Raw genomic sequence first — 25,663 nt, forward strand, 5'->3', positions numbered from 1 at the left:
TAACATTCATATAACATTATATAATTTTTTGATAACATATTGTTTCGTTTTATCTGCCTTACTTTGTTATCAGAATTAATTATCAACTTAAATTATTACAATATGAAAAAAAAATTCGAAAATTTCAGAAAATACGAATTAAGTAAAAATATGTTATCCAGAGTTAAAGGTGGTGGACAATGGGTAAAACTCGAAAACGGAGAGTATGTCTGGGTCGACAATTAAAGATCGTGTTAACAATTATATAACATAAAGATGATATTTCAATAACCTGCTTCAAAGGAAAATGAACAGATATTTGCATTACAAGAAATTATAAACTAAAATAAAAAGTTATGAGACTAGCAGATTTAACAATGGATGATTTCGATTTATTAGAGGAAACAGATCTTGGACTAATAAAAGGAGGTCGGACTAAAAATGTATCGGAGAAAAAAAGAATTTCGGATAATAATTACATTTCTAACGATGACAACTTTTCATTTTTTCTCAAAGGGTACAGACATTAATCTATAAAATTATATTGATCAATTATAAGTAAGTGGAAGCCGAAAAACTTAGAGAGAGTAGGCACTTTTAATTAAAAAATTAAAACTATGAAACCAGAAGAATTAAAAAAAGAAGAAGAACATGTAAATCTAGAGAACGATATCATTGAGGAAGCAGAGGCTGATGCATTAAAAGGAGGTAAAGCTGACTTAGCTCAAGAGTCAGTTGCTCCTGGTACTGCAGGACTCAATGTTTGTTGCAATTTTTAATACATAAAAATATTAGCTATGAAACCAGAAGAATTAAAAAAAGAAGAACAGGTAAATCTTGAAAACGATATCATTGATGAATCGGAGGCTGATGCATTAAAAGGAGGTAAAGCTGACTTAGCTCAAGATTCAGTTGCTCCTGGTATTGCCGGACTCAATGTTTGTTGCAATTTGTAATACATAAAAATATTAATTATGAAACCAGAAAAGTTAAAAAAAGAAGAGGAACAGGTAAATCTTGAAAACGATATCATTGGGGAAATAGAAGCTGATGCATTAAAAGGAGGTAAAACAGCTATTGTTCAAGATTCTGTATCCCGTGACACAGATGGAATTTCAGCTTGTTGCAATCCTACTTAACATAAGTATAACAATAAAAAACGAGAAGGATAAGTAACTGAACCATAAAATTAGTTCCTTTTAGGATTCTGTACTACATCGATCTGATAAAATTTAAGTAGTTGTAAAACAGATTAATTTAACTTTTTTACAAATTAGGAGGTTAATAAGGAAGCCTCCTAATTTTAACAATTTAATTAGGAAATTAATATGAACCAAATATTCACTAATAAAGATTACAAATACACATTAGGAAAAGAATGGGTATTGAGGGATGATTCTGAATATATGAATAAATATTCGGCATTGAACATAAACACTGGTCAAATATTATATTTAAATCAACCCCTTTTTGCTTTTTTAAAGATAATGTCGACAAATTCACTGTCTTTCAATCAAATAACAGAGATGTTCAGGCAGAAAGATATTAATTTTGACTGGAAACATTTCTTTGATATATATAAGAAAAATAACCCTATCAATTTATTAATTCCATCAACTATTCCTTACCAAGAAAAATATCAAAAATATAATATTGATACACATGGTTTATCTGCTCCAGTAGCATCTACTCCATTTGATGCTGAAATCCATTTAACACATAAATGTAATTTAAGATGTTTACATTGTTTCCAAGAATCTGATGCAAAAAGTAATAAGTTCTCACATTTGAGTTTAGAAAAATGGCTTGATATTTTTGATCAATTTGAACAAATGAAAATGTTTCAAATTACAATTTCAGGTGGCGAACCTTTATACTACAAATATTTTAATGAATTGATGGAAGAGATTATCAAAAAGAAACTATGTTACAATATATTGACTAATGGAACTTTAATTAGTGAAAAAAACATCCAATTATTATCTAGTCCAAATATTTTCTTAAATATCTCTTTAGATGGACATAATGCGAACCTGCATGATTCTTTGAGAGGAAAAGGTACTTTTTCTAGGACTGAAAATGCAATAAAGAAATTACTAAATCATGATGCAAAAATAAATATCTCATATACTGTTCATAAAGAGAATTATCAACATATTCGGGATATGGTAATATACGCAGTAAAAATGAATATCAAGTCTATTACTTTTAGTGCTATTGACGCAATGGGACGTGCTGAACTTAATAACAGATTATTACTGTCAGCCAAAGAGTATAAGCAAATAAAAGAGAATATTGAAAACTTAAACTTAGAGTTTGGAGAAAAAATAAAACTTTCTTTTGTTAACCTATCCGAACCAGGCTCAATAACTAATTTATCAACAGATTATATATATTGTTCAGCAGGAACTCGTCGAATAGCAATCAGTGCAAATGGTATTTTATATCCATGTGTATATGGATTTGGTCATGAAGAATTGGCTATTGGGGATATAAAAGAGAAATCAATCATAGACTGCTGGGTTGATTATGAAAAATGGGCAAACTACAGAGGAAAAATAAAATTACAGAATCTAGAAAAATGTGGAGGATGCTCTTTAAAACAAAAATGCACATTAAAATTCTGCCGGCTAAAAGGATATGAAAAAGAAAAAAACTTTTTAGCGAAGCCTAAAAATTGTCTTGCAGATAGAATATATCAATTACAATAAACTAAATAGATATGAAATACTTCTTATTTACTCTTTTTGCTTCTCTTTTTGCCAATACAGCAAATCTTCATGCAAATTTCATATTGTCAGGTAAGATAATAGACTCAATAGAGCACACGCCTATCGAGTTTGCAAATATTGTCATTCTATCGCCAAAAGATTCAACATTTGTTTCAGGAACAATTACTGATGAAGAAGGCTATTTCAAAATTGACAAGTTGGAGCAAAAAGAATATATTTTAAAAATATCATTTATTGGATACAACAGCTATTTTAAAAATATCATTTTACGTTCCGACATAAACAATCTTGAAGATATTATGCTGGCTCCGTCTGCTAAAATGTTGAATGAAATTGTTGTTACACCCAAAGAGGTGCCATTTAAACTCACAGGCAATAGTGGACTAATCGCTAATGTCAGCACCTCTCTCCTAAATAGTGTTGGCACAGCTAATGATGTCATACAAAGGATGCCTGGCATTATTGTGACAGACAACAACATTTCGGTATTAGGAAAAGGTAATCCCATAATATACGTAAATAACAGGCGGTTAAATGATAATCAAGAGTTGGAAAGAATTGAATCATCTGAAATTTCTACTATTGAACTGCTTACTAACCCTGGAGCAAAATATGATGCATCGGGACGTGCTGTATTAATTATCAAAACTAAAAAAAAGCAGAACGGATTTTCATTTCAGATAACAGAAAGATTGAGACAAGCAGCTTATTTAGGGGATAATGAGAATGTTAATATTGCATATTCTACAAGCAATTTAAATCTTTTTGCATCATATTATCATCTTTATGGCAAGATGAAAACAAATGAGAAAGAGTATATTCGTGTTACTTCCGATAATCTATGGGAACATGATTTAGAATCGCCTTATAAATATACAAATGATATTCAGCAAATAAATTTAGGATTGGATTGGAATATTAATGACAAACATGCTGTTGGAGGACAATATCAGTATTATTTTCAATCATCTAGAAATTGGGCTGATATTAAAGGAAAGTCGGTTCTAAATAGTAGTTTCTATGATGAATATATTGCAAACTCATTTATCAAAGAAAAGCCATACAAGCATATCGTTAATGCTTTTTATAAGGGTTCTTATAATAATAGATTCTCGTTACAAATAGACCTTGATTATATCAAAAATCATGGAAGAAGAGATCAGAATACAGAGGAAGTCTCTAATATGGAAAATAGAATAGTAAATACACTCAGCCAATCCGATTATGATCTTTATGCGATGAAGATGACGAATAATTATAAATCGACTATTGGGCTATTAGAATTTGGAGGAGAATATAATAATATTTCTGGATCAGGTTTTATGTTAAATCCAGAAGGTTATACAAAAAATAATATATATACTACAAATGAACAAAAAGCGGCTGCTTTTATAAATTACTCAAAGGAAATTGGTGGTTTTGGGCTCACTGCAGGCTTGCGTTATGAATATACTCATATAAAAGCAACACAGGATAGCATAAAAACCACAAAAACAAACCAGATATATAATGCTTTATATCCTAGTTTCTCCATTGCAAAGAATATAGAAGATGTTCAACTGAGTTTGAGGACCACAAAACGTGTGCAACGTCCTAATTTTTCTGATTTAAATGGTAATACCATATATTTGAATCGCTTTTTATTACAGACTGGAAACCCTTATTTGAAGAAGGTGGATATATTTGATATGAATATACAAGCTAATTATAAAATGTTTTATATCAATGTTGGATATACTTATGAGAAAAATCCAATTACATTTACTCAAAAGGAAGAAGATAATTCAGAATCGATTATACTGGCTGTCGATAATTTCCCCAAATATCAGGAACTTAATATCATTTCCAATTTTAGTCATGAAATTGGAAGATGGTATCCTAATTACACGATAGGTATAAGAGCTCCCTTTTTTTCAGTCGATTATTTAGATAGAAGTGAAACGTATAATAAAACAGATTTATCTTTTAGAGCATATAATGACTTCACTTTACCTTATAATTTTATATTGTCTCTTAATTTCTCCTATCAAAGTAACTTTAGTTATTATTTGATGGATATGAGGCACTATGAAAAAATAGACTTGGGTTTAAGGAAATCATTTTTTGAAAATCGGCTGAAGTTAAACCTGGAAATCCGTGATGTTTTCAATTGGGTAAAAGAAGGAAATGTAATGAAAGTTAATAACGTTTATTTTGATCAATATAAAAAGAGGGAAACCAGATATGGACAACTTACCATAACTTACTTATTCAATAATTATAAGAAGAAATACAGAGGCTCAAACGCAGCTAAAGATGATATTAATCGATTCTAGGTGAGATATTGCTATGAAAAAATTTCCTATATATATACAACCGGATGCTATGGACTGCGGGCCTACATGCTTACGCATGATTTCTGCCTATTATGGTTATAATTGTACCTTAGAAACGTTACGTAATCATTCATACATAGGTAAAGACGGTGTTTCATTATTGGGAATAAGTAAAGCTGCTGAAAAAATTGGACTTAAATCAATAGGTGGACGGTTTACATTTGAAAAATTAATTGAAAAAGCTCCGTTACCTTGTATTGCACACTGGAATCAAGAACATTTTGTTGTAGTTCACCATATCAAAAAGAAAAAATCGGGTTATGATTTATATATAGCAGATCCGGGCAAAGGATTATTAAAATACTCCGATGAGGAATTTAATTCTCATTGGATAAGTACTAAAAAAGATGGTAAAGAGAAAGGAATTGTTCTTATTCTGGAGCCAACAGCAGATTTTTATCAGAAGGAGACAGAAAAAACTAAAATAGATAGTAAATTAAAATTTCTGGGACGTTATTTTATTAAATATAAAAAGTTTTTCAATCAATTATTTATTGGATTATTTATTGCTTGTCTTCTACAACTTCTGTTTCCTTTTTTGACACAAGCAATTGTTGATATTGGAATTGGGAATAAGAATATAAATTTTATATGGCTATTATTAGTCGCTCAATTAATGCTACTACTCGGCCGGGCAAGTATCGATTTTATACGAAGGCGGATTTTACTTCATATCAGTACTCGTATTAACATCTCTCTAATATCTGATTTTTTCATCAAATTGATGAGACTTCCCATGTCATTCTTTGACACGAAGCTTATGGGAGATTTGTTGCAACGCATTGATGATCACAATAGGGTTGAACGGTTCCTTACAGCTCAGTCTTTAAATCTTATATTTTCTCTTTTCAGTTTTATTATATTTGGAATAGTCCTCTTTATATATAGTATCAAAATATTCTTAATATTTATAACTGGTAGTTTACTGTATGGCATTTGGATATTTTTCTTTCTTGAAAAACGCAGGGTGCTGGACTATAAATACTTTGAACAGCAAGCCATTAACCGAAGTAAAACATATCAGTTAATAAATGGGATGCAGGAAATTAAATTGCAAAATAGCGAACAACAGAAACGTTGGGAATGGGAAGATACTCAGGCTGATCTTTTTAATGTAAGCCTCAAATCGCTTTCTTTACAACAAACACAGGAGGCGGGAAGTATTTGTATCAATGAGATCAAAAATTTATTAATCACTGTTTTCGCTGCTACTGCAGTTATCCATGGAGATATGACATTGGGGATGATGCTTTCGACTCAATATATTATTGGGCAATTAAACTCTCCGGTAGAACAAATGATGCAATTTATATATCAATATCAGGATGTTAGCATTAGTCTGGAAAGAATGAGTGAAATACATAATAAAAGTGATGAAGATTCAGATAACAGAATAATCTCAGAATATTCTAATTTAAAGGATAAGACAATCTATGTTAATAACCTTGATTTTCAATATGAAGGTTCTTTGTCAAAAAAAATACTAAATGGAATTAGTGTAATAATTCCGGAAGGTAAAGTGACAGCAATTGTTGGAGCTAGTGGTAGTGGAAAAACGACACTCATTAAACTACTGCTTGGAAACTATTCTGCGACAAATGGAAATATAACAATAGGAAATTCTTCTATCGACAGAATGAATCTATATTGGTGGCGTTCCCAATGCGGAGCTGTAATGCAAGACGGTTTCATATTTTCAGAATCTATCGCTAAAAATATAGCTGTTTCAGATGAACAAATAGACATATACAGATTGCAAAATGCTGCTAAAACAGCAAATATTGATGAGTATATTTCAAATCTGCCTTTGGGTTATAATACAATTATCGGACAAGAAGGACAAGGCCTAAGTCAAGGCCAAAAACAACGAATACTAATAGCTAGGGCAGTATATAAAAATCCTCAATTTATCTTTTTAGATGAAGCAACAAATGCATTGGATGCAAATAATGAGAAAATAATAGTCGAAAATCTGGAAAACTTTTATAAAGGAAAAACTGTAATAGTAGTTGCTCATCGTTTAAGTACAGTGAAAAATGCCGACCAGATCATTGTTCTTGATGGGGGAGGGATCGTTGAACGAGGGGATCATGAAGAATTAGTTCAATTAAGAGGCAAATACTTTCAATTAATAAAGAATCAATTAGAACTTGGAAATTAATAGATTATGTCAGAGTATAAAGATATTGAATTGCGTAGCGAGAAGGTTCGTAACATTATCGGAAAAGTTCCTTCTATTATATTAAGAATTGGGACCTTTATAATCTCTTTTTTAATAATACTCTTTTTAAGTATCGCTTATTTGGTTCCATTCCCTCAATATAATAAGATTATAATTTCATTATATGTAAATCCTACAATTCAAATAGGAGAAGCTTCTCGTTCTGGGATAATTACAATTAATACAAATAAAACTGAAATTTTATTAGATGAATACGTTGGGTCATTAAAAACAGGGCATGATTCTATTATTGTATATAAAGCAATGAACAAAGGTGAAATTTTATACAATTGCGACAATGGGGATTACATAGAAAAAGGAGAGGTCATTTTTTCGATAATACCTGATTCTATCCACTCAATATATGGTATATTCTACATCACTTCCGACCAAATGAAAATTATTCAAAAGGGGCAAGAAGTAGAAATATTATTAGATGAACATTCTTTCATGAGTAAAATATCTGATATATATCCAATAAGCAAAACAAATAATAATGGAACTTTATATAAAGCAAAAATCGATTTTCATGATATTTCTAAAGAAATTAAATTATATAACGATAAAGATATTACGGGAAAAATACTCATTTCAAAGAAACCTTTATTGCAAAGGATATTAAATATTCAACTGTGAATATTCTTATGGTTGTGTACATTGTATAAAATGCTTTTTTTGCCTGACGACTTATTGGGAAATACAAACCAAATTTCATCGGCAGTATAGAAGTTATCCGTTAGCCACTTTCGCCAATCTCCTCGATTTTTTAGATGCTTGATTTTATTTTCTGTTGTCATAACAGTTCATTCAAATTGGTTATTTTACAGCCTTTACTTTCATAGTATTGCAGCATCTCGTCAATTTTCCTTTTATCATAACTCGTAATGCAATCTGACAAGACATTGACATTATAATTTGCCTTAACCAAGTTATAACAGGTTGATTTGACACAAGCAATGGCATCTGCTCCTGTTATATAGAAATCAGATATTCCGTTTTTATTAACAAAGTCTGCGAACTCCTCACTGCTTAATGCGTTTCCTTTGAATTTTGTGAAAATATTTTTTGATACTATTTTCAAATCCGAAACTAATTCAGCCCCTTGTGTGTTGGGTTTAAAAGTCCTGGTGCCGTCTGATAAGTTTTCGTGTCTTATATAAACAACGTGAATACCATTATTGACCGCCCAATCTATGGCTTTATTTATATTGCCGATTATTTCCTTATAATTCTTTGTTATATCATTTTGAATATCTATTATTACTAATACTTTTTCCATTTTGCTTACTTTTTTATGTCCTTGCCGGCCGGTTTATATTTTGTTTTCATTGTCCTATTGCCTATAAAACCATAATATACTTGTAAAATGATATGAATATATGAAATATCCGGACTAATAAATAAAAAATCTCCCCTCTTAATATAGAAAGAGTAAAAGTAGTTGATTCTGATATATTTATCCTTCTGTTCGGTACTTCTATTGTATTGTTTACAAAGATATACAATTATATGACCTGGGAACCTACTCTCTCAACTCATAAATTAAGTATGAACCTCCAGAAGATTTGTACATCGCAGCCCATCATTTGAATGAGGATAGTCGTCAGATCCTAGAGCCTATAACTCAGTTGTCTGGACAAGAAGATGTGATTCGGCAAGTTATTCTTTTCCAGTTTTAATCCAGGTTGCCTTTTTCCATAACCGTTCTAATGGTCCCTGACGGTGTGAACGAAGCCACCAGCGGCAAAAGAAGAACTGAATAAGAAACATTCCGATCCCCATTAAGAAACAGGCTGTAATACCTGTATACTGGTAAAGGCCTAACCCCCAGTTGTAAAATAAAAATCCTCCGATTAAAGACTGCGATAGGTAGTTTGTCAAACTCATGCGCCCATAAGGAGCTAATTGATGAAGAACTCGTCCAGCCTTTGTCAGGTAATAAACAAGTATTACTCCTGCAAACAGAATTCCTGTAAATGCAATATTTGATAGTGACTTAAGTATAAGTGTGGAAGGTACAAGTAGTGCCTCCCGATCTATAAAGTCGGGAAGTATAGCTATCAAACCGTAAATGGGGAAGAAGGCTATAACGGCTATAATGAATACTTTGATCCAGAATTTTATATTTTTTTCTGAATATGGAAATATGTTGCTGCGTCCGATGAGCATACCTATCATAAAAAGTGCAGCGGTTTGAGTAACCCTTCCATGCAACAGCATCCAGCCCATATTAGCTACATTGCCTGTCCATATTGCAGTTTTGCACATTTCCAGGAAAGAACCTTCTTTTTGAACTGTATTGACTATTTCCCAGAAAGGAGCATCGAACTCAGCATTCGCTGTGTATTCGGGGTTGATGAGTGCATAAACTATTTGTCCCCATTCGATAGGTTGCAGTAATAGGATAACCGCTATAACCGCGATTGTGCGGGAAGAAAGGCGACAGACCGCTATCATTATATAACCGACCAATGCATAAAGTACCAATATCTCACCTGGAAATAAAGTTGAATTGATGCAGGCTATAAAAAAAAGCAATACTAACCGCCAGGCAAACCGTCCACGGAAATCTTTCCCTTTTTCTTTTTGCGAGTTGTCTTGAATAAAGAAGCTGAATCCGAAAAGCAAGGCGAAAATGCAATAGGCTTTACCGGAAAAGGCAAAAAATACACTATCCCAGATTACCCTGTCCGTAAATATAAGGAAATTACTGGTTTCTTCCGGAAAGCTATTTAGGCTGAACCCTTCGATAAAATGGATAAGGGTAATTCCCATTACAGCAAAACCACGTAATACATCTGCTATTTCTATGCGATTATTAGTGGTTAGTGTAGAAGACGAGTGCATGCTTTTTAGAGTTTAAAATGTTAACAGATTCTTTTATTTGAGTTGCAAATCTATTATAAACCTTTTATATTCTTTGAAAAATACTATTCAATAAACAATAAAATATGACCTTTAAGGCTTTTGACGATGGGCATTATTTTTGTCCTTTCGTGAATAATCGGCTGAGAATCATATGTTCTTCGGAATTTACGAAATGTGCGGGCCGTCCTGATCCGCGATGCCCAAGACCGCCGCCCCCTTCTGTAAAAGCAAGATTCTTAGTGTTCTTATAAATACTTGATATACGTTAATCGGGATATTAATAACTTTGATTTTTCCCGATCTTTTTATACAGGAAAATATTTCTCAGACGTATTTCAGTAAAGAAGGAATAGACAACAATTCCACATTTCTGCCATCTATCTTTAATAAACCTTCGTCAGCCATCCTTTTTATTTCATTGGCTAGCGCCGGACGGGTCACACTCAGGTATTCGGCCAACTGAGTCTGGTTGTGTTCCATAACAGAAAATGTGTCACTTTGTTTGTGCTCGAACAGATAATAGATAAAGCGGCTTCTTATGCTCTTGTATGATAGAATCCGGAGTCTGCTTACGGTACATGCGTTGCAATTTCCGGTGAGCCTCAAAAAGTTCTTTAAAAGCTCCGGCTCTGAACTTATCAGTTTAAAAGCCGATTCTTTCGTCGCCTTAAATAAAATACCGTCTTCCATAACGGTGAAGGTCGCGGGAAATATACTATTCCCGTCAAACAGGTGAGGGGTGGCAAATGCCCGTGGGCCAATAAGGTTCTCCACCTTGACATTGTTACCCGAAACATCGATAATATTTACCTCAAGATTTCCTTTCAAGAGAATGTACATATGCAGGCAGGGCGTGTTCTGACGGATAATAATTTCGCCTTTGGATATTTCGGTCACAGTATAATCCAGTTTATCTAACAAAGTCCTCTTCGCATCCTCATTCAGTCCCCTGAATAAAGGGATTTTGTGGATGATATTGATTTGTTGGTCGGTCAGATAATTATTGTGCTCCATCAATCTTGTACTTTAAGGTTTATCAAAGATAATTCTAGTTGTTTACTTTACAAAAGAGTTACAGCTTTTTAGCAAGTATGTTTCTTAAAAACGGACAATATGGATCAATCTGTTTTTATCCGTTATTGTAATCATTTTTTTATCGGCTGTTAACAATCCGTCGTGCTGCATATTTGAAAGTTCACGTTCCAGCGATTGGCGCGAAACTCCGAAGTATTCGGCCAGTGCACTTTTGGTTTTATCCAGCTCTATGGTATCCTCCTGTTTCATTTTCGATAAGTTAAGTATATATACAGCCAGCTTCTGACGGATAGTCCTGAAAGACATAAAATGAAGCTTCTTACTTAACCGGGATGCAAAGTCGGCCGAGATATCCAAATAATTCTTCAACAGGGTCTGGTTCATACTCAGCATTCTGAGCACCGATTGTTTTGGTATCACCAGCGCGGTGACATCCTCCCGCGCGATTGCCTGGACAGGAAAACGATTGTCCGGCCCGAATAGAAACAGGATGGCAAGAGGGCTTGGCGCATATATGTCTTCTACTTTCACTACCTTTCCTGAAGGGTCGGTCATTTCACCCTTTACGCTGCCCGAAAGTAGTATAATGAGCCTGTTACATAGTTCATCCTGTAGGGCCAGGACCTCTCCTTTTCTAAATTCTGTTTCGGTAATTTTCAGTTCCGAAAATATCATTTCTATTTCTGCTTCATGTATTGAACGAAAAAGCGGAATCTTTTTTAATGCTGTTAAATCCATATCCTAATCTGTGTATTCAAAGATAAAGATATAATTATTTTGGCTAACGTCGCATATGTGACATATTTCAAACGTACTACCAACTTAATTTTGTAAAAAATAAAAAGGGTAAATAATGAAAAGAACGATCATAAAAATAGATGAAGAACTATGTGACGGTTGCGGTGCCTGCGTATCAGGTTGCCATGAAGGAGCTTTACAGCTTATCAATGACAAAGCCGTTATGATTAGTGATCTCTATTGCGACGGTCTTGGTGCTTGTATAGGAGAATGTCCCGTCGGTGCTATTACTCTCGAAGAACGTGAAGCTGAACCCTATGACGAGTATGCTGTGATGGAACGCATGCTCCCGAAAGGGGAGAAGGTAATACTCGCTCACCTGAACCATCTGAAAGAGCATGAGGAATACGAACTGTTACATCAGGGATTGGAGTATCTGAAAAAGCGTAATGTGAAAGTGAACTTTCCTGCCGAAAATAAACAAAACTCAATTACGCAGGACAAACCCGCTTGCGGCTGTCCGGGCAGCATGATGCAGGAGATTAAAAGGCCTGCCCCATCCGGATTCACGATGGCTGCGCCTGTGATAGTACAACCATCCGAACTGAGACAATTTCCTGTACAGCTTCATTTACTAAATCCGAATGCCGGATTTCTTCGTGGAGCCAATCTGTTACTGGCTGCCGATTGTACAGCGTTTGCCAGTGGCGAGTTCCATAGCCGTTTCCTTAAAGGCAAGGCTCTTGCTATTGCCTGTCCTAAGTTAGACAGTAATACGCAATCGTATATAGATAAGTTAATTGAGATGATTGATGAGGCGCAAATAGATACCCTTACCGTGCTTATCATGGAGGTTCCGTGTTGCGGAGGATTAGTACGGATAGTACAGATGGCAAGGGAAGAGGCTGAGAGGAACGTCCCTGTGAAAGTAATCGTCCTTTCGGTGCAGGGCGATGTGAAAAAAGAAGAATGGATATAATCACTAACTAAAAAATATTATCATGGACATGTTTTGTTTTCAGTGCCAGGAGACAGCTAAAGGCACAGGTTGCGCATTAATGGGTGTGTGCGGTAAAACTCCGGAAGTTTCGAATATTCAGGATTTACTGTTGTTCGTAACCAGAGGGATTGCCGTATACAACAACGAACTGAGAAAAGAAGGAAAGGCTTCATCTACAGCAGTCAAGTTTATTGTCGATGCTATGTTTATCAGCATTACCAATGCTAACTTCGATTTCGAAGCGATAAAGGAGAAAGTAAAGGAAGGTTTATCATTGAAAGCAGAATTATCTGCCCGGCTGGGAAATACATCTATTATTCTTCCGGACGAATGTACATGGAATGGCGATGAATCCGGATTCATGGATAAAGCACTTGAGGTAGGGGTGTTGCGCACAAAAGATGAAGATATACGTTCGCTGAAGGAACTGACGCATTACGGGCTTAAAGGTATGGCAGCCTATGCCGAGCATGCTTATAACCTGGATAAGACGGATGATGAGATATACATGTTTATGCAGCGTGCATTAGCTGAAATTACAAGAGAGGATATTTCAGTAAACGAACTGGTTGCCCTGGCTCTCGAAACAGGTAAATACGGTGTACAGGTAATGGCATTGCTGGATGCGGCCAATACCGGACGATTCGGGAATCCTGAAATTACACAGGTAAATATCGGTGTGGGAAAGAATCCGGGAATTCTTATCAGCGGACATGACCTGAGGGATATTGAAGAACTCTTGCAACAGACCGAAGGTATGGGGGTAGATGTTTATACCCATAGCGAAATGTTGCCGGCACACTACTATCCGCATCTGAAAAAATATAAACATCTGGTCGGTAATTATGGCGGTGCATGGTGGCAGCAAAAAGAAGATTTCGAGTCGTTTAACGGGCCAATCTTATTTACTACAAACTGTATCGTACCTCCTTCCAAAAACGCGACATACAAAGGACGTATATTTACCACAGGTGCTTCCGGCCTTGATGGTGCAAAACATATACCGGAGCGTAAAGACGGGCAGCAGAAAGATTTTTCGGAAATAATAGAAATGGCGAAAAACTGCCAGGCTCCGAAGGAAATCGAAAACGGAACAATCGTGGGTGGGTTTGCCCATGCGCAGGTGATGGCATTAGCCGATAAGGTTGTGGATGCCGTAAAATCGGGTGCAATAAAAAAATTCTTTGTAATGGCAGGTTGTGACGGACGCATGAAAGGCCGTAATTATTACACAGACTTTGCAGAGGCATTGCCTGACGATACGGTTATTCTTACTGCCGGTTGTGCCAAATACCGATATAATAAATTGTCATTGGGCGATATAGGCGGTATTCCGCGTGTATTGGATGCCGGACAGTGTAACGATAGCTATTCATTGGCAGTCATCGCCCTCAAACTGAAAGAAGTATTCGGGCTGGAGGATATTAATGACCTGCCTATCGCTTTCAATATAGCATGGTATGAACAAAAAGCAGTGATAGTATTACTTGCTCTGCTTCATCTGGGAGTGAAGAATATACATCTCGGACCAACTCTTCCGGGATTCCTTTCTCCGAATGTAGCGAAAGTACTGGTTGAGAATTTTGGAATCGGTGGTATATCTTCTGTTGAGGAAGATATTGAAATGTTCCTTGCCAGCTAAGGATATCAGATAAGTATATAATGAAAGCCGGATACATTCATGTATCCGGCTTTTATTTGCGATTATATGGGGGTATTAATCTGCAGTTAAGATTATTAGTGTTGTATAAAATTGTTGGTTTTTTTCTAACGCGCCAGTCGGCTTGTATTTGGCTGCACCGATTTGGCTAACGCCGATTTTCAATTCCGCTTCGCTCCAATTCATTTTGCCTTGATGCAAAACGAAACAAAAAATCAAGGCTGCATCCCCCGGCGACCCAAAACCGCAGCTTCGGTGGGGCAAAATAATACGGAATCATCTTTAGCCGGATTATCAGCAGAGTGTAGCAGCTACCATATTTTGCCCTACACCTCCGCTTTACGGATTGGGGACCCCGCCTGCGGGACGAGGCCGGAATCGCAATGCGACGACAAGACAAAAGCTCTTCAGGCTCTGGCCATATGTGCATCAGCCAACTTGTAACTTGTAACTGCCCGCAGGGCGTAGTAACTTGTAACTAAAAATAGAACCTTTTATTCCAACTTATTAATACGGAAGAACTTTCTCAATTAGAATAGACATGGATGCTATTCTGTGCGGCAGGAAGATAATTGACGCCGATCCAGGTGATCATAAGTAAAACAAACGCGATTGGCAGCATCCATAAAACAAACTTAACATGATATTTTTGCAGCCGCATATGGATATAGACTAAATATCCCGCCGATGTAATAAACGCCCATGTCTCTTTTGGGTCCCACGACCAGTAGTGTCCCCATGCCTCCTTTGCCCATACTGCTCCCATGAGCATTCCCAGTATGAGGAAGCCGAAACCGATATAAACAACATTATCCATCAGCTTGTACAGGTTATCATCCAGCCTGTCTTTTTTCAGATTTACCAACTGAATAATAGCAGCAATGGTCGCAGCCCCAAGCATGGCATAGGATAAAATATAGACTGTAACGTGCGGCACAAACCAATAGCTTTGGAGGGCAGGCATCAGATTGGTCGAATGTATTTCCGGCTTGAATATATTTACACAGACAAAAACGCAGGCGACCAGGCTGGAGAATGACAACAGCCATTTATATTTCCAATGCTTGTATGTAAAATAACCAACTGTTGCCAGAAAGAATGAGTACCATAACCGGGTTTCACCTGTTGTACGGAGCGGAGGGCGTTCCTGTCCTATCCATAAGCCGATGATAAACGCGGCAAAAATAGCAATGCCGGCTATCATTAGTCCTTCTACGATAAATGTTTTCTTACATTTATATACCAGTGCTCCTGCGCTTATCCAGCAAATCATTGCAGGTATTGCAAACCAAAGAAATTCATCCCAAGTCATCTTCCGCCTTTCTTTTTTTGTTTCCCGACCATAATAAACATATCGAACCTACGGACAATAGAATTATTCCGGCATAGACAGGATAGAGCCACGGGTCGTATACCAGCTCCATACTGCTGTATGTGGACATTCTGCCGGCCTGATTGTCATATCCGTACTGGTAGATAGTCCAACTGCCTATTCTTAAAGGTTTATTTACTTCCAGAACCGCGTGCTGTTCGCTTCCATCTTCCATGAATACATCTATGTCCGACAGGAATCTCTTTGGCTCGGGTTGTGTCATTACAATACAATATTGAGAGTCGAGAGGTAATGTCATATATAACTGTGCCATATTGCCTCCGCATACCCATCCTTTACGCATCTCGCCTGTTTGTTTGTTCCTTGCCGATACTTTTGCTGCCGGACTGGAGCCGGGCATAGGCACAGCCTGATAAGTACTGTCACTGTTGCGTACTGCCTGATGGATATATTCTTCAAGTCTGATATCCCATTTATCGAGTGTGCCATTAGGCCTTTTCTCGTCTATCTGGAAATAATCAGGTTTGTTTTTAGGCTGAGATTCGCCGCTTTCCCTGTCTATTATTGTGAGTTTGGGCGGGTATTCTTCCATCTCGAAATCATTGAGCTGTATGGCGACTGGAAGTTCCAGCACATCTTTGTTTTCGCTGTAGACACGCCATTCCACTTCACCTTCGCGGACATGCATTACATATCTCTTTATATCGGCGGCTCCCAGCCCTGCGGCAAAAAGGAGAATCCAGAGCCCTATATGATTGAAATAGAAAGCATAATCCTGCTTGCGGAAAGCGACCAGCCTTCTTACAATCAGTGAACCTAAGGAAATCAGCGTAAGGAAATATATCAGCACGAAAGGCCAGCTGCTTGTTACCTGCCTGAATCCAAGCACCGTGAATATATCTTTATCGTGAGGATCGAGACGCGCGAATTGCGGAGTAAGTCCCATTATCAGCCCCAATACCAACAGCGCAGCAATGAGGGTTACCGAAAGCGGAACACCCGATATCCATTGGTAGAAAGCACTTTTGCGGGCGAATGAGAGTAATATGAGAAATGCTATTACCGCGCCACCGAGGATAAGGTTGACCGGAGCCTGTAGCAGGTAAAAGTCAAACTTTCCTACTGTAATCTGAAGCATAAAACCAATGAAGGCAAAACCTGCCACAAAAGCGATACTTTCTTTGTACCGCCACGGGAATTGCCACATCTTACGTTTTCCTTGTTCCATATGTATATGAAGAGAAGAAAGTGCCTGAAGCCTTTCCCAGACACTCTCTTCTTTTTTTATCTGCCGTTTAAGGGCCTGTTTAAATATTTGCTGTTAATTTCCCCTCTTTTTTAGCTTTTTCGAGCCATTGAGGAACTACTGTTTTTATCCAGTTGTCTTTCTTATCTTTCAGGGTCTTCATATCCAGGCCGATGTATGCCTGAGCCTTATCTTTGGTAGATATATCCGGCATCTGCATATCGGTTACTCCATGGCTGAACAGTACTTTCTGCAATTCAAGCTGGGCAAGCATTGTTTTGTCGAGGCTGTGAGCCAGTATCCGCTGAGTTTCCACCGGAGCATGGAAGGACGCTCCGTGAGAAGCTACTGCGAAGTCCCAGCGCCATTGCGCCTGACGAAGCAGTTTGAGAGATGCTGCCATTTCTTTGTCGTCTGCCCCTTTGTCCCATGCTGTTTTAGCCATGATGTGAGCTTTCGACAGTTCCTGTTCTATACGATCGCGGATTTCTAATGCTTTGTCCTGATATTGGTAAACATAGTTTTTCAGGTTCTCTTCGCTGTCTCTGTGACAGGTCTGGCAGGTATTCGATACGTTCTTCAATGGGCTCATCACCTGATGGTTCGAATATTTTATACCGCCTTCCGACATGTATGGCATATGGCAATCGGCGCATGACAGGCCGCGTTGGGCATGAGGTCCCAGCAGGAATATTTCATAATCCGGGTGCTGGGCTTTCAGCATAGGGGTTTTACTTAATGCATGTGTCCAGTCTGTAAATTCTGCTTCGTCGTAATATTTCTCCATCGCTTCCACAGTCATGCCTCCATCCCAGGGGAATGTAAGGTATTTGTTGTCTTTTGTAAAATAATATTCAACATGGCATTGCGCGCAAACCAGCGACCGCATTTCCTGAGGTGTGGCCTGTGTGATATCTTTTCCCTGACGTTGAAATGCTTCTATTAATGCCGGACGGGTAATTGTCAGATTCATAGTGACAGGGTCGTGGCAGTCGGCACAGCCGATAGGGTTTACTACCTCCGCACCCCAATCGCTCCATTTGGCTTTATAATAATTCTCAATACCTTTTTCGTGCATCAGGCGTGGTACATCGGGGCTTTTGCATGTCCAGCAGGTACCCGGCTGCATATCGCCCTCTCCGTTTTCGGGGCATCCTGTACGAAGTGTATTGCGTACGTCCTCAATGGCATGCATATGTCCGCGCGGTGCGGAATAGTCACGTGAAAAAGCGTATCCGGCCCATAATACCACCATTTCGGGACGCGACTCCAGCACATCTTCGGGCATATTGCCCAGATGCTTGCTTTTGAAATCCATATCGGCAGTCTTTTTCCACGTATTATACTCTCTCGGGTAGTTTATGCCCCATTCTTCATTGTGAGGGTTTATCCCGGTTATCTCTATTTTTTTATTGTTGTACAGTGTAGCTATTTCGGCACGGCGTTCTGTTATGGAGGCAGCCAGGATGCCTAATGCAAACACTCCTACCATGACAACGGCAAATATGCCCCATCCGATAATCGGTTTCCGTTTGATTGCTTCTGCTAATTTCTTGAACATAATTTATAGAGTTTTTAGTTGTTTATTTTTATAGGTTTAGATTCAGTTTTTATTCATTCTCTTCTTCAGCCACTCCGGTACGGGTGAGGCGGGTAGGGGAACAATCGCGTTAGGCGAGGAGGACAAATTGCTTATCTTGGAATGGGGCACTTGTGTGTGGCAGTCCCAGCACGCTTTGCCCTTTCCTTCCTGCACGTCGCAGTAATTTATCATACCTGTATTCACAAATTCAGTATTGAGTTGCGTGTGGCAACGGATGCAATTGTCCATTATCACCCCGTAGCTTTCGTCCCGAGGACGGATTACCTGCGGCTCTCCGTTTATGGTAAATACGGCGGCATGGTAAAGCCCGTCTTTAGCTTTAAATGCATATTTATTAAGGATGTTGTCCTGCGGTACATGGCAGTCGTTGCAGGTAGCCCATTGCGCGTGCGAACTATGGTTCCATGACTGATAGTATGGAGTCATAATGTGGCAGTTGATACAGGCTGCCGGATCGTCCGAAAGATAGGAGTGAGCCCTCGACATATAGACTGAGTATCCTCCCAATCCGACTATAATACCTCCTACGACAAACAAGGGTACTATAAACTGGTTAGGTATATGGCTCAGGAGTTTTTTTATCATGGTATGCTAATTTAAGGTTGCAGACCTATTTGTTACTTGTTATGTAAAAGAACAACAGTGATCTATGGTTCTATATTATATCATTAAATGCTTTCTTTTACCTGGTTACTGTTTAAATTTTCCTCAAAACGCAATCTGCAGTTGTGCTATCACTACATTTGAATTTTGCGCATCCCATTTGTTCGAATAGTCCGAATAGGTATAGTTGAGTTGTATCCGGCACTGAGGATAAAAATAATAATTTATTCCGACAGTATAATCAATTACCTCGCTATTAATATCTTTATTCCTGTTATAATAATCGGCTTTTAGTAAGGCGTTCAGTTTTTTTGGAACAAGGTAATACAGCCCCATGGCATAAACCCCTTCCTTTTCTATTCCGCCATCGTTGCCATTTACCCACTCGGCACGGGCATTGAAACGCTCCGATTTATAATCTGCGCTCACGTACCATCTGTCGCGTACGTGGTCGGATGTCACCGTTTCCCCGGCTCTGGCATATGAGGCCTGTCCAAAGTAGACTCCTCCTCCGACCCTCAGCCCTTGTACGGGTTGGAGCAATAGCATTCCGGCAAAGTCCTTGGCATTGTTCGTTTCACCGGTGGTAACACCTGTTCCCTGGAATACTCCGGCGGAGTATTGCAACAGATTATGCTTTTCCATCGGGAAAAGTTCTCCTGAAATCATGGCTCCGGCGTCGCGTCCGAAATTGTTTTTATTGTTTTGTTTTTTCAATACATCGTCCTCTCCTGCATATCCTACCAGATTGGATATGGTGCGGGAATAGGCCGCTGTTTCCAGTGTGGCCGGTACATACTGGCTTTCCAGTGTGAACGGGCTTTTGAATTGTCCTACTTTGAGATTGAACTCTTTGGCTGCCGTCCATTCTCCCCAGAATTCCTGAACAGATGGATTTACCATCTCTAAAAGGAAACCGTAGCGGAACGAATCGTTTAGTTTTCCACTTACCGATATAAACAGATTCTTAGCTTTGAAGTCGTTGTGTATTTTGTCTACATCGGAGTATCTGTACATTAACTGCCCGTTTCCTCCAAACTGCATATAAGGGGTATTGAAGGCTTGCCTTACTTTTTCTACTTTCTGCGGAAGGGTTGCTTTTTGTTCTTTATTTGCCGCCTCTTTTTTAATTTCATCGGCTTCAGACCGGGTAAGTACATTTTTCTCAACCAGTTTCTTCAGTAACTCGTCAGATTCCTGCGCGTAGAAAGTGCTGAATGATAAGCAAAAGATTATAAAAACAAAAATTTTCTTCATTTCTACAAGTATTAGATATTTCATTATACAAAATATGCGAATATTCTGCAAAAAAAGTGTAATATATATTACACCTTGAAAATGAATGTTTCTTACATATAGATTTTGTAGCGATCGGGATAGTATGTTTGTTGAGAAAATTTATCTATATTATAGTTGATCGTTCTTTGAAGTATTGATTAAAGCAGTTACGAGTTACTTCGCCCTTCAGGCAGTTACGAGTTACAAGTTAGTTAACTGTTTACTGTTAACTGATACATGTGTTACCTTTGTTACCTTTTAACAGTTACAAGTTACTTCGCCCTTCGGGCAGTTACGAGTTACAAGTTAGTTCACTGTTTACTGCTAACTGTTTACTGTTAACTGATATATGTGTTACCTTTGTAACCTTTTTGGAGAAAGACACGAAAGACAGGTTGTTAACTATTCTCTGACGGGATGCTTCGTTTCTCTAAGCATGACAAACCACGATACTGTTGACTGATGACTGCAAAAAGTTATTAACTTTGTGCCCAATGATTACATTATTTGCAGATGGCAGATTCACTTAAAAGGAAAACAGGTGTAGCTTTGTTCTGGAGCTTTATCGATAAAGGCGGACAGCAAATTATAACGCTGGTTTTCTTTTATATTCTCGTCCGTCTGATATCGAAAGAAGACATCGGGACAGTGAACCTGTTAGCCATTTTCACCATTATTTCGGGTATGTTGCAGGAGAGCGGTTATTCATCGGCACTGATCCGGAAAAGGGAAGTACATCCCGAAGAGTACACCTCTGTTTTTTATTTTAATATATCGATCAGTCTTATTTTATACACAATTCTTTTCTTTTGCGCTCCCCTCATCAGCTGGTTTTATGAAAAACCGGTATTGACAGACCTGGCTCGCTTTGTATTCCTTGCTTTTGTCTTCAATGCATTCGCCATCATCCAGAATGTGAACCTGGTGAGAGAGATGAACTTCAAACTCAATACCCGGATTACACTTGTCGCATGGTGCGTATCGGGGCTGATAGCCATACTGATGGCGTACAACGGATACGGGATATGGAGTATGGCTGCCCAGCAGGTTTTACAAAGTTTCATCAGGAGCTTACTGCTATGGATTTTCGTAAAATGGAGGCCTAGTGGGAAATTTGTATTCCTACATATCAAAAAGATGTCGTCTTACAGTATTAACCTGTTGATCTCAGGGCTTTTTGGACAAATATGCAACAATATATCACCTTTGATTATCGGTAAAAAGTTCTCTATTCCTCAGGTAGCCTCATACAGCCAGGGGCTGAAACTGACAAATATCCCGCAATCGGTTATCAGTGAGGGGATAAGGAGTGTGGCTTATCCCTTATTGTCGAAGATAGGAGAAGATGACCAAAGAAGCAAAAAGGCATACCGGAAAGTTATGCGCATAACCTCGTTTATCTCTTTCCCCGTGGCTATGTTGCTGATAGTAACAGCTGGCCCGATAGTATCCATCTACTTGCCGAGCGAATGGGCGGATGTAGTCCCCATACTGCAAATATTATCTATCGGAGGTGCTTTTCTGCCTCTCTTCAGCCTTATCTCGTCCCTGTTGCAATTCAAAGGGGAATCGAAGCTGTTGTTAAAAATAGAAGCATGCAAAAATGTGCTTGTACTGGTAGCGATTGCCATTGGGGTACAATTCGGGATACAAGGGCTGGTAATAGGATTAAGCCTCGTTAATGTACTCGCTTTTTTTGCCGGCATGTTTATTGCCGGAAAACGTATAACATACTCGTTTGTCGAGATACTGAGGGATACGGTACCATACATCATTATATCTGTGGCCTCATTTGCTCCGTTTACCATGCTCTCTCTGGTTGGATTGGAAAATATATTTTTATTACTTTTAATGCCGGCCTTTGTGGGAAGTTGTATTTATCTGCTGATAATGAAACTCTTCGGGTCAGTCATAATGGAGGAAACGATAGATTTCGTGAAGCAGTCTTATAATAAAACCTTTAAACGATAGCCCTTATGTCTAAAGTTTCCATACTGATGCCTGTTTATAATGCCGGACAATATCTGTCCGAGGCAATAGACAGCATATGCTCACAGAGCTTCAAAGATTGGGAACTGATACTTATAAACGATGGGTCTACAGATAATAGCGAAACGATTATAAGCCGCTATAGCGACAATCGGATGTACTATATAAAGAACCCTGTAAATCTGGGTCTTATAAAAACCCTGAATAAAGGTATCGACTTTTGCGGAGGAGAATATATCGCCCGTATGGATGCGGATGACATTTCTTTTCCTGAACGGTTGAGGAAACAGATAGATTTTATGGATGCCCACCCTGACTATCTGATGTGTGGTACTAACGCCGCTGTCATCAATAGCCGGGGCGGCAGAACGGGAAAAATACGGAACCTTCCTGACAATGATTTACTCCAAATCAGTCTCCTCTTCTCGCCATCGTTTGTGCATCCTAGTGTAATGATCCGGCGTGAGGTGCTGTTGGAGAACAGATATGATGAAGCATATAAGCACGTCGAAGATTATGAACTTTGGTGCCGGATAGCAAAGCATGGAAAAGTAGCTAATCTGGAAGATGAACTACTGGCATACCGCTGGCACGACAGCAACGTATCCGTATTAAACAATGAAATACAGGATAAGCTGAAAGATAAAATCATCTCTGATGAATTGGGAATGTTGGATATTACACCTACTGACGAGGAATTATTTTGTCACAGGATTACTTTCAGCCTCTATAGTCTGGGGAATAAGCAAGAGGTCCCCGTTCCCCGATTCAACGATATTTCCGGTTGGTTCTCGAAACTTATCCGGCAAAACAGGATAAAGAGGACGTACAATCAGAAAGGTTTCGTTGCATTCCTTTGGGCCCGGTGGATTGTGCTCTGTGTATCTCAAAAGAAGTATGGCGGAATAATACCGCCGTTTGCTTCATTGAAGCCTACTGTACTCATGAAATTACTAAAGCTTATGTTTTTCTTAAGAAATAAATGATAACGAAGCGCCGGGACTCAAATGACAAAAGAATAACAAAAATGAAAGACAGGGACAGGTTCATTCACCAAATGAGTTTTTTTACATACATTATTAAAGAGAAACATATAAAAATATTGTAAATTTGCCAGGCATTTTTAGAAGGATTTAACAATGAATAAACGGATAAAATTTATCTTCGACTTAGACGGAACGGTCACGGCAGAGGAAACTTTGCCCCTGATAGCTGAGCACTTCAATATTCAAGAAGAAATAGGTGCAATCACAAAGGAAACTATTCAGGGAAATATTCCTTTTATTGAAAGTTTTATCCGGCGAGTAAATATTTTAGGGAAACTTCCGGTTTCAGAAATATCTTCATTGCTTGAAAATGCAAAATTATATCCGCTTTTACAGAATTTCATAAGAGAAAACAAAGAACATTGCGTCATTGCCACCGGCAACTTAGAGTGCTGGGTAGACAAATTGCTCAAACGTATAGGTTGTGAATCCTTTTATTCTGAAGGTATTGTCAAGCTGAATAAAGTAGAACAAATTACAACTATTCTGAAGAAAGAAATTGTAGTGGAAAACTTTCAAAAAAGCGGTTATACAGTGGTATATATCGGAGATGGCAACAATGATATGGAAGCAATGCGCATAGCAGATATAGCCATAGCTGCAGGTATGACCCATTTCCCGTCTCAAAGCCTGTTGCCGATATCTGATTATTTGATTTTTAACGAAAAAGCATTATGTCGTCAACTAAATCAGTTGTTATAAGTTGTGCCGGAGTCGGCTCGCGATTAGGGCTCGGACAGACCAAAGCCTTGATCAAGATCAATGGAAGATCATTAATATCGTGGCAATTGGAAGCATTCAAAGATATTGAAGATTTGCGTATCGTTGTAGGATATCAGGCCAACGATGTTGTAAAAGAAGTACTGCAATACAGAGATGATGTCATATTTGTATTCAATCACCGTTATTTCGAGACAAAAACAGGTGCAAGTTTTTACCTGGGAGCACAACATGCGAACGAATATGTGTTGGAATGGGACGGAGACTTACTGGTTCACCCCGACGATGTAAAAAGAATATTGTCAGAGGATGGTGAGTTTATTTGTTATGCCGAAAAGGCATCGGATGAAGCTGTTTTTGTAAACACAACCGAAGATGGCAGCGTAATCTCATTTTCCCGGGAAAACGGTGATTATGAATGGACAGGGCCGGCATGTATCAGAAAAGACAAGCTGGGATATTCTTCCGGTAATGTTTTCAATCAGCTGGAACCTTACCTGCCCATGAAGGGGATAGAAGTCAGGGCATATGACATAGATACTTACCAGGACTACCAGCGGGTTGTTGAACATGTTAAAGAATGGTATAAATAAAAACGGTATGGAAAACAAACAAGCTGTAGAGTATTGGAAGACAAAGGCCTCGGCCAATCCGGACGAAAAAACGACAAAGGTAAACCCTATAAACGATTATACACAAATTGACGCGGACTTTATTCTTAAATTTGCCGATAAAGACTCTGATATTCTGGATTTAGCCAGTGGCACAGGGCTTACGATAAACAAGTTTTATGATAGGGTCCGTCATATCGATGCTGTTGAGTTATTTCCGGACTTCTCCAGATTTATAAAGAAATCTCCCAATATCACGGTTGTCAATCAAGATATTCTGCAGTTTGGAACAAACAAAAAGTACGATGTAATTACCATGTTCGGTATTGTATCCTACTTTAATAAGGAAGAAGTAACTTATCTATACCAGAAGTATCTCAATCTATTAAAACCCGGAGGAAAACTGATCGTCAAGAATCAGTTTGGAGTAGCAGAAGACGTGGAAGTATCGGGCTTTTCCGAAGAGTTGCAGCAAAATTATTTCTCTCAATACCGCCACTTAGACAAGGAGATAGAAACATTAGAAGTAATCGGTTATTGCAATATCGAAACGTTCGATATTTATCCTCCTGAATGTAATAGATGGGATAATACGCATTTTTATGCGATTGTCGCCAAAAAATAAA

At 38.1% G+C, this 25,663-nt stretch carries 26 protein-coding genes and 1 pseudogene; 17 read left to right on the forward strand and 10 right to left on the reverse strand.

Features of this window, described 5'->3' with window-relative positions:
• Positions 1-102 precede the first annotated feature (102 nt).
• The 9 genes from ACFO6W_RS17350 (at position 103) to ACFO6W_RS17390 (ending at position 7,943) form a co-directional block, all read left to right on the forward strand.
• Positions 103-225, forward strand: a complete 123-nt coding sequence (locus tag ACFO6W_RS17350; RefSeq protein ID WP_379998718.1) for a hypothetical protein — start codon at positions 103-105, stop codon at positions 223-225.
• Between the two features lie 110 nt (positions 226-335).
• Entirely contained in the window at positions 336-509 is a 174-nt protein-coding gene (locus ACFO6W_RS17355; protein WP_379998720.1) for a hypothetical protein, read from the forward strand.
• An 87-nt stretch (positions 510-596) separates the two neighbouring features.
• Positions 597-758 (forward strand): hypothetical protein, encoded by a 162-nt coding sequence (locus ACFO6W_RS17360; RefSeq protein WP_379998722.1) that lies wholly within the window; start codon positions 597-599, stop codon positions 756-758.
• 18 nt (positions 759-776) lie between these two features.
• Positions 777-935 carry a hypothetical protein gene (locus ACFO6W_RS17365; RefSeq protein ID WP_379998723.1) on the forward strand — a complete coding sequence of 53 codons (159 nt, stop codon included), beginning with the start codon at positions 777-779 and terminating at the stop codon, positions 933-935.
• An 18-nt stretch (positions 936-953) separates the two neighbouring features.
• Complete coding sequence (locus ACFO6W_RS17370; RefSeq protein ID WP_379998725.1) at positions 954-1,118, forward strand: hypothetical protein; 165 nt, start codon at positions 954-956, stop codon at positions 1,116-1,118.
• A gap of 189 nt (positions 1,119-1,307) precedes the next feature.
• Positions 1,308-2,690 carry a radical SAM protein gene (locus tag ACFO6W_RS17375; RefSeq protein WP_379998727.1) on the forward strand — a complete coding sequence of 461 codons (1,383 nt, stop codon included), beginning with the start codon at positions 1,308-1,310 and terminating at the stop codon, positions 2,688-2,690.
• 11 nt (positions 2,691-2,701) lie between these two features.
• The gene (locus ACFO6W_RS17380; protein WP_379998729.1) at positions 2,702-5,026 is read left to right on the forward strand and encodes an outer membrane beta-barrel protein; all 2,325 of its coding nucleotides are present in this window, start codon (positions 2,702-2,704) and stop codon (positions 5,024-5,026) included.
• Between the two features lie 13 nt (positions 5,027-5,039).
• Complete coding sequence (locus tag ACFO6W_RS17385; RefSeq protein WP_379998731.1) at positions 5,040-7,247, forward strand: peptidase domain-containing ABC transporter; 2,208 nt, start codon at positions 5,040-5,042, stop codon at positions 7,245-7,247.
• A 6-nt stretch (positions 7,248-7,253) separates the two neighbouring features.
• Positions 7,254-7,943, forward strand: coding sequence for an HlyD family secretion protein (locus tag ACFO6W_RS17390; RefSeq protein WP_379998733.1), 690 nt, complete (start codon positions 7,254-7,256; stop codon positions 7,941-7,943).
• A gap of 20 nt (positions 7,944-7,963) precedes the next feature.
• Here ACFO6W_RS17390 and ACFO6W_RS26510 read toward each other — a convergent pair.
• The 5 genes and pseudogenes from ACFO6W_RS26510 to ACFO6W_RS17410 all read right to left on the reverse strand — a co-directional run.
• A pseudogene (locus tag ACFO6W_RS26510) lies at positions 7,964-8,104 on the reverse strand (YdeI/OmpD-associated family protein); the annotation flags it as partial.
• Positions 8,101-8,586, reverse strand: coding sequence for a cysteine hydrolase family protein (locus tag ACFO6W_RS17395; protein WP_379998735.1), 486 nt, complete (start codon positions 8,584-8,586; stop codon positions 8,101-8,103). The pseudogene ACFO6W_RS26510 and the gene ACFO6W_RS17395, both read right to left, overlap by 4 nt.
• A gap of 380 nt (positions 8,587-8,966) precedes the next feature.
• Positions 8,967-10,154: a DUF418 domain-containing protein gene (locus ACFO6W_RS17400; protein WP_379998737.1), complete on the reverse strand. Its 1,188-nt coding sequence runs from the start codon at positions 10,152-10,154 to the stop codon at positions 8,967-8,969.
• A gap of 345 nt (positions 10,155-10,499) precedes the next feature.
• Positions 10,500-11,189 carry a Crp/Fnr family transcriptional regulator gene (locus tag ACFO6W_RS17405; RefSeq protein ID WP_379998739.1) on the reverse strand — a complete coding sequence of 230 codons (690 nt, stop codon included), beginning with the start codon at positions 11,187-11,189 and terminating at the stop codon, positions 10,500-10,502.
• Between the two features lie 84 nt (positions 11,190-11,273).
• Positions 11,274-11,948, reverse strand: coding sequence for a Crp/Fnr family transcriptional regulator (locus ACFO6W_RS17410; RefSeq protein ID WP_379998742.1), 675 nt, complete (start codon positions 11,946-11,948; stop codon positions 11,274-11,276).
• 115 nt (positions 11,949-12,063) lie between these two features.
• On the opposite strand from ACFO6W_RS17410, the gene ACFO6W_RS17415 reads away from it, so the two are divergent.
• From ACFO6W_RS17415 to ACFO6W_RS17425, 3 genes are all read left to right on the forward strand, one after another.
• Positions 12,064-12,927 (forward strand): ATP-binding protein, encoded by an 864-nt coding sequence (locus tag ACFO6W_RS17415; protein ID WP_379998744.1) that lies wholly within the window; start codon positions 12,064-12,066, stop codon positions 12,925-12,927.
• A gap of 22 nt (positions 12,928-12,949) precedes the next feature.
• A complete protein-coding gene (gene hcp, locus ACFO6W_RS17420) occupies positions 12,950-14,590 on the forward strand; it encodes a hydroxylamine reductase (protein WP_379998746.1) in 1,641 nt (546 codons plus the stop codon).
• A 213-nt stretch (positions 14,591-14,803) separates the two neighbouring features.
• Positions 14,804-15,052 (forward strand): hypothetical protein, encoded by a 249-nt coding sequence (locus ACFO6W_RS17425; protein ID WP_379998748.1) that lies wholly within the window; start codon positions 14,804-14,806, stop codon positions 15,050-15,052.
• Positions 15,053-15,134: 82 nt separating this feature from the next.
• Here ACFO6W_RS17425 and ccsA read toward each other — a convergent pair whose 3' ends face one another.
• From ccsA to ACFO6W_RS17450, 5 genes are all read right to left on the reverse strand, one after another.
• Positions 15,135-15,920, reverse strand: a complete 786-nt coding sequence (ccsA, locus tag ACFO6W_RS17430; protein WP_379998750.1) for a cytochrome c biogenesis protein CcsA — start codon at positions 15,918-15,920, stop codon at positions 15,135-15,137.
• On the reverse strand, positions 15,907-17,169 hold the full coding sequence (locus ACFO6W_RS17435) for a cytochrome c biogenesis ResB family protein (RefSeq protein ID WP_379998752.1): 1,263 nt from the start codon (positions 17,167-17,169) through the stop codon (positions 15,907-15,909). Before ACFO6W_RS17435 ends, ccsA begins: the two co-directional genes overlap by 14 nt.
• A gap of 79 nt (positions 17,170-17,248) precedes the next feature.
• Entirely contained in the window at positions 17,249-18,748 is a 1,500-nt protein-coding gene (gene nrfA, locus ACFO6W_RS17440; RefSeq protein WP_379998754.1) for an ammonia-forming cytochrome c nitrite reductase, read from the reverse strand.
• Between the two features lie 42 nt (positions 18,749-18,790).
• Positions 18,791-19,375, reverse strand: coding sequence for a cytochrome c nitrite reductase small subunit (gene nrfH / locus ACFO6W_RS17445; protein ID WP_379998756.1), 585 nt, complete (start codon positions 19,373-19,375; stop codon positions 18,791-18,793).
• 123 nt (positions 19,376-19,498) lie between these two features.
• Entirely contained in the window at positions 19,499-20,650 is a 1,152-nt protein-coding gene (locus ACFO6W_RS17450; RefSeq protein WP_379998758.1) for a porin, read from the reverse strand.
• 534 nt (positions 20,651-21,184) lie between these two features.
• Here ACFO6W_RS17450 and ACFO6W_RS17455 point away from each other — a divergent pair.
• The 5 genes from ACFO6W_RS17455 to ACFO6W_RS17475 all read left to right on the forward strand — a co-directional run bounded on the left by ACFO6W_RS17455 (position 21,185) and on the right by ACFO6W_RS17475 (position 25,662).
• Complete coding sequence (locus tag ACFO6W_RS17455) at positions 21,185-22,642, forward strand: lipopolysaccharide biosynthesis protein (RefSeq protein ID WP_379998760.1); 1,458 nt, start codon at positions 21,185-21,187, stop codon at positions 22,640-22,642.
• A gap of 5 nt (positions 22,643-22,647) precedes the next feature.
• Positions 22,648-23,646: a glycosyltransferase family 2 protein gene (locus ACFO6W_RS17460; protein ID WP_379998762.1), complete on the forward strand. Its 999-nt coding sequence runs from the start codon at positions 22,648-22,650 to the stop codon at positions 23,644-23,646.
• A 153-nt stretch (positions 23,647-23,799) separates the two neighbouring features.
• Positions 23,800-24,408, forward strand: a complete 609-nt coding sequence (locus ACFO6W_RS17465; protein ID WP_379998764.1) for an HAD-IB family phosphatase — start codon at positions 23,800-23,802, stop codon at positions 24,406-24,408.
• Entirely contained in the window at positions 24,381-25,019 is a 639-nt protein-coding gene (locus ACFO6W_RS17470; RefSeq protein WP_379998766.1) for a phosphocholine cytidylyltransferase family protein, read from the forward strand. Before ACFO6W_RS17465 ends, ACFO6W_RS17470 begins: the two co-directional genes overlap by 28 nt.
• Positions 25,020-25,026: 7 nt before the next feature.
• Positions 25,027-25,662 carry a class I SAM-dependent methyltransferase gene (locus tag ACFO6W_RS17475; protein WP_379998768.1) on the forward strand — a complete coding sequence of 212 codons (636 nt, stop codon included), beginning with the start codon at positions 25,027-25,029 and terminating at the stop codon, positions 25,660-25,662.
• The last annotated feature ends 1 nt before the right edge of the window (position 25,663 follow it).

This window comes from Dysgonomonas termitidis (assembly GCF_042654545.1).
GTDB classification, from domain to species: Bacteria; Bacteroidota; Bacteroidia; order Bacteroidales; family Dysgonomonadaceae; genus Dysgonomonas; species Dysgonomonas termitidis.

Bases quoted from the DNA above. Each gene is read 5' to 3' on its own strand.
- ccsA (WP_379998750.1), bottom strand. From the start codon at position 15,920: ATGACTTGGGATGAATTTCTTTGGTTTGCAATACCTGCAATGATTTGC.
- ACFO6W_RS17380 (WP_379998729.1), top strand. From the start codon at position 2,702: ATGAAATACTTCTTATTTACTCTTTTTGCTTCTCTTTTTGCCAATACA.
- ACFO6W_RS17475 (WP_379998768.1), top strand. From the start codon at position 25,027: ATGGAAAACAAACAAGCTGTAGAGTATTGGAAGACAAAGGCCTCGGCC.
- ACFO6W_RS17385 (WP_379998731.1), top strand. From the start codon at position 5,040: ATGAAAAAATTTCCTATATATATACAACCGGATGCTATGGACTGCGGG.
- nrfA (WP_379998754.1), bottom strand. From the start codon at position 18,748: ATGTTCAAGAAATTAGCAGAAGCAATCAAACGGAAACCGATTATCGGA.
- ACFO6W_RS17355 (WP_379998720.1), top strand. From the start codon at position 336: ATGAGACTAGCAGATTTAACAATGGATGATTTCGATTTATTAGAGGAA.
- ACFO6W_RS17410 (WP_379998742.1), bottom strand. From the start codon at position 11,948: ATGGATTTAACAGCATTAAAAAAGATTCCGCTTTTTCGTTCAATACAT.
- hcp (WP_379998746.1), top strand. From the start codon at position 12,950: ATGGACATGTTTTGTTTTCAGTGCCAGGAGACAGCTAAAGGCACAGGT.
- ACFO6W_RS17460 (WP_379998762.1), top strand. From the start codon at position 22,648: ATGTCTAAAGTTTCCATACTGATGCCTGTTTATAATGCCGGACAATAT.
- ACFO6W_RS17400 (WP_379998737.1), bottom strand. From the start codon at position 10,154: ATGCACTCGTCTTCTACACTAACCACTAATAATCGCATAGAAATAGCA.
- ACFO6W_RS17425 (WP_379998748.1), top strand. From the start codon at position 14,804: ATGCAAAACGAAACAAAAAATCAAGGCTGCATCCCCCGGCGACCCAAA.
- ACFO6W_RS17415 (WP_379998744.1), top strand. From the start codon at position 12,064: ATGAAAAGAACGATCATAAAAATAGATGAAGAACTATGTGACGGTTGC.
- ACFO6W_RS17360 (WP_379998722.1), top strand. From the start codon at position 597: ATGAAACCAGAAGAATTAAAAAAAGAAGAAGAACATGTAAATCTAGAG.
- ACFO6W_RS17405 (WP_379998739.1), bottom strand. From the start codon at position 11,189: ATGGAGCACAATAATTATCTGACCGACCAACAAATCAATATCATCCAC.
- ACFO6W_RS17390 (WP_379998733.1), top strand. From the start codon at position 7,254: ATGTCAGAGTATAAAGATATTGAATTGCGTAGCGAGAAGGTTCGTAAC.
- ACFO6W_RS17450 (WP_379998758.1), bottom strand. From the start codon at position 20,650: ATGAAGAAAATTTTTGTTTTTATAATCTTTTGCTTATCATTCAGCACT.
- ACFO6W_RS17350 (WP_379998718.1), top strand. From the start codon at position 103: ATGAAAAAAAAATTCGAAAATTTCAGAAAATACGAATTAAGTAAAAAT.
- ACFO6W_RS17365 (WP_379998723.1), top strand. From the start codon at position 777: ATGAAACCAGAAGAATTAAAAAAAGAAGAACAGGTAAATCTTGAAAAC.
- ACFO6W_RS17395 (WP_379998735.1), bottom strand. From the start codon at position 8,586: ATGGAAAAAGTATTAGTAATAATAGATATTCAAAATGATATAACAAAG.
- ACFO6W_RS17470 (WP_379998766.1), top strand. From the start codon at position 24,381: ATGTCGTCAACTAAATCAGTTGTTATAAGTTGTGCCGGAGTCGGCTCG.
- ACFO6W_RS17375 (WP_379998727.1), top strand. From the start codon at position 1,308: ATGAACCAAATATTCACTAATAAAGATTACAAATACACATTAGGAAAA.
- ACFO6W_RS17465 (WP_379998764.1), top strand. From the start codon at position 23,800: ATGAATAAACGGATAAAATTTATCTTCGACTTAGACGGAACGGTCACG.
- ACFO6W_RS17435 (WP_379998752.1), bottom strand. From the start codon at position 17,169: ATGGAACAAGGAAAACGTAAGATGTGGCAATTCCCGTGGCGGTACAAA.
- nrfH (WP_379998756.1), bottom strand. From the start codon at position 19,375: ATGATAAAAAAACTCCTGAGCCATATACCTAACCAGTTTATAGTACCC.
- ACFO6W_RS17455 (WP_379998760.1), top strand. From the start codon at position 21,185: ATGGCAGATTCACTTAAAAGGAAAACAGGTGTAGCTTTGTTCTGGAGC.
- ACFO6W_RS17370 (WP_379998725.1), top strand. From the start codon at position 954: ATGAAACCAGAAAAGTTAAAAAAAGAAGAGGAACAGGTAAATCTTGAA.